This window comes from Mangrovicoccus sp. HB161399 (assembly GCF_013184745.1).
Lineage (GTDB): Bacteria > Pseudomonadota > Alphaproteobacteria > Rhodobacterales > Rhodobacteraceae > Mangrovicoccus.
In genome coordinates this window covers 1-3,551 of sequence record NZ_JAATVU010000167.1, presented here as the reverse complement: position 1 = coordinate 3,551, position 3,551 = coordinate 1, and the positions used below count along the sequence as shown (strand labels likewise).

Below are 3,551 nucleotides of genomic sequence, written 5' to 3'. Positions count from 1 at the left end.
GATCGACGCCACCGGCGAGGTGACCAAGTGGCCGTTCTGGAACCGCGACCCGATGGGGCTGTGGTCGCGCGGGCGGCTGGTGATGATCGGCGACGCCTGCCACCCGATGCGGCCGCACATGGCGCAGGGCGCCTGCATGGCGATCGAGGATGCGGCCGTCCTGGCGCGCTGCCTGTCGGAGACCGGGACGGCGGACTACGCGACGGCCTTCGGCATGTACGAGCGCACCCGCAAGGAGCGCGCGACGAAGGTGCAGGCGATCTCCAACGCCAACACCTGGCTCAAGCAGCCCGAGGACCCGGCATGGGTCTATGCCTATGAGCCCCTGGAAGCGGACCTGGGCTGACGCGGCCGCCGGGCCGCGGCGGCACCGGCAAGAAAGCTGCGCAAAGCAGCACCGATAACTGCAGACCAACAGGAGTACGATCATGAAACGGCATCTCGCCACCGCGCTTGTCGGCACTTGCGCCGCCCTCGCCTCGGCCTCCGCCCAGGCGGAGAACATCACCCTCTGCGGCGCCTCCCCGGGCGGGCTGTGGAGCCTCATCGGCGTCGGGCTCGATGCCGCCGTTCGGGCCGAGGATCCGGACTCCACCGTGACCTACCAGACCTCCTCGGGCGGCTTCGCCAACATTGCCCAGCTGAAATCCGGCGGCTGCGACCTCGGCATCGTCCATGTCGGCGAAGCGCTGATCGCGAAGAAGGGCGCCGCGCCGTTCCAGGCGCCGGTCGAAGGCATCGGGGCGGTGGCGCTGATGTACGACAAGGCGCCGATGCATTTCCTCGTCGACAAGGGATTTGCCGACGAATACGGGCTGGCCTCCATCGCCGACCTCAAGGACAGCGGCGCGCCGCTCGACCTGGTGTCGAACCGCCGGGGCATCCTGCCCGCGATCCTGCTGGAGGAGTCGCTGGCGAAGGTCGGCGTCAGCTACGGCCAGATCGAAAAGGACGGCGGCTCGGTGCAGTTCGAGGGCAGCGGCGGCGCCCAGGACCTGATGACCGACGGCCGCGCCGACATGTGGGTCAACGCCACCTTCATCGGCACTTCCGCGGTGGAGGCGATCGCCCAGGCGCATCCGATGACGCTGCTCTCGGTGCCCGCGGAAGTGGTCGAAGCGATGGGCGCGGAATACGGCTCCCAGCCGGTCACCATCAAGGCGGGCGACTATCCCTGGCTCGACCATGACGTCCAGACCTTCGGCGCGCGGGCCGGCATCGTCGCCCCGATGGATGCCGATCCGGCAATGCTGGAGCTGGTGCTGAAGGCCATCAAGGACCATTCCGGCAAGATCGCCGAAGTCCATGCCGCGATGGGCGGATTCACCCCGGAATTCGCCGCCTCGCTCGACGTGATGGAGTACGTCCCGGAAGCGGCCGCGATCTACGGCGGCGCCGAGTGACGCCTGCGGGTCCTCCGCGGCGACGCGGGGGACCGTCCCGCCCCGGACGGGGCCATCCGAATTGCTGCCAGACACCGCGAAGGAGTTCCATGCGCCTGCTCGCCTCCCTGTTCGACACCAGCCCCCGGAGGACGCCGTCCGGCCCGCTGGCAATGCCGCTGAAGCTCTACTGCGCCGGCGTCGCGGGCTGGGTCCTGTCGGCGGCGACCTGGCTGCGGGTGGACTCGCTGGCGATGACGATCATCTTCCTGTCGCTGATCCTGGTGCCCTCCTTCCTGCTGGTGGCGGCCTCGCCGCGATCGCCCTCGGACAGGCCTTCGCCGCTCGACTGGGTGCTGGCGGCGGCGGCGGCGGCCTCCGCCGCCTATTTCATCATCCACATCCCCGACACGGCCGAGCGGATCTCTCTGCTCACGCCGCTGAGCTGGCACCAGTTCCTGTTCGCCGGGATCCTGGTGCTGCTGACGCTGGAGATCGCCCGGCGCACGGTCGGCATGTTCCTGATGCTCCTGGTGCTGGGCTTCATCGCCTACAACCTGCTCGGAGACCGGATCGACGGGGCGTTGGGCCATGGCTACATCTCGCCCGGCCATTTCGTCGACATCAACGTCTATACCTCCGACGGGCTGTTCGGCACCCCGGTCAAGGTGGCCGCGACCTATGCCTTCCTCTTCGTGCTCTTCGGCACGATCCTCGAACGGGCGGGCGGCGGCGCCTTCTTCTTCGGCCTCTCCGCAGCGCTGACCGGGCGCAGTCCCGGCGGCCCGGCCAAGGTGGCCGTGGTCTCCTCCGCGCTCTTCGGCACGATGTCCGGCAGCCCGACTTCGGACGTGGTCGCCACCGGCTCGATCACCATTCCCATGATGCGGAAGCTCGGCTACCGCCCCGAGATGGCCGCGGGCACCGAGGTGGCGGCCTCCACCGGCGGCAGCCTCCTGCCCCCGGTCATGGGGTCCGCCGCCTTCATCATGGCCGAGGTCACCGGGCTGGACTATCTCGCGATCTGCTTCGCGGCGATCGTGCCGGCGCTGGTCTACTACGTCGGCATCTACGTCCAGGTGCACATGCGCGCCGAGACGCTGGGACTGGAGCCGCTTGCCGCCGAGGACGTGCCGCAGCTCGGCAAGGTGATGGCTTCGGGCTGGCCCTACCTGATCCCGCTGCTCGGCATGACCACGATGCTGGTGATGCACTACTCGCCGACGATGACCGCAGTGGCCGCCTCCGGCCTGGTCTGGCTGGTGGCGCTGGCCCGGCGCGGGTCGCGGCTGGGACTGATGGCCACGCTCGACGTGCTCTCCGAGACCACGGTGCGGATGATCGGCGTGACCGGCGCCTGCGCGGCGGCCGGGCTGGTGGTCGGCGGGATCACCATGACCGGGCTCGCCTCCAAGTTCTCCGTCATCGCCTTCGACCTGGTCGGCGACGGCACCTTCCCGGTGCTGCTCCTGTCGGCACTGGTGACGATCATCCTCGGCCTCGGCATGCCGACGCCCTCGGCCTACGTGCTGGCGGCGGTGCTGGTCGCGCCGACGCTGGTCAACGATCTCGGCCTGCCGCTGATGGCGGTGCACATGTTCATCCTCTACTACGCGGTGCTCTCGGCGATGACGCCCCCGGTTGCGGTGGCCTCCTTCGCCGCGGCGGCGATTGCCGATGCCAACCCGATCCGCATCTCGCTCGAGGCGATGCAGCTTGCCGTCACCGCCTTCCTGATGCCCTTCGCCTTCATCGCCAATCCCGGCGTGCTGGCGCCGCTGGCCTCGCCCGCCAATGCCGCCGGCGCCCTGGCGGTCATCCTCGGCGGCATCGCCATCGCGTTCGGCGCGGAAACCTGCCGCAGGATCGCGAAACTCCAGGGCTGGGGCATGATCGCCGCCGGGCTCCTGCTGCTGCTGCCCTGGCTCGAGGCCAAGGCCGCCGGGCTGGCGCTCGGGCTGGCCTGTCTCCTGCTGATGCGGCAGCGCCGCGCCCGGCAACTGGCTTCGCCGTGAGGCGCGCCGTTCCAGACTTCCTTCAGCTATGCACAATACGCACAATACGCATAAAAGGACTCCCATGCTGATCGACATGCGCAAAGTGGACCGTCTCATCGACCTGTGGCTCGACGAGGACTGCAACTATTTCGACCTCACCGCGAAGATCATG

The 3,551-nt window shown here is 69.0% G+C and carries 3 protein-coding genes; all 3 read left to right on the top strand.

Going from position 1 to position 3,551, the window contains the following annotated elements; all coding sequences use genetic code 11:
* A partial coding sequence (locus tag HCC78_RS31735) for an NAD(P)/FAD-dependent oxidoreductase (protein ID WP_172332695.1) occupies positions 1-346 on the top strand: 346 nt, incomplete at its 5' end.
* 82 nt (positions 347-428) lie between these two features.
* Positions 429-1,403, top strand: a complete 975-nt coding sequence (locus tag HCC78_RS31730; RefSeq protein ID WP_172332694.1) for a TAXI family TRAP transporter solute-binding subunit — start codon at positions 429-431, stop codon at positions 1,401-1,403.
* A gap of 89 nt (positions 1,404-1,492) precedes the next feature.
* Positions 1,493-3,397, top strand: a complete 1,905-nt coding sequence (locus HCC78_RS31725) for a TRAP transporter fused permease subunit (RefSeq protein WP_172332693.1) — start codon at positions 1,493-1,495, stop codon at positions 3,395-3,397.
* Positions 3,398-3,551 lie beyond the last annotated feature (154 nt).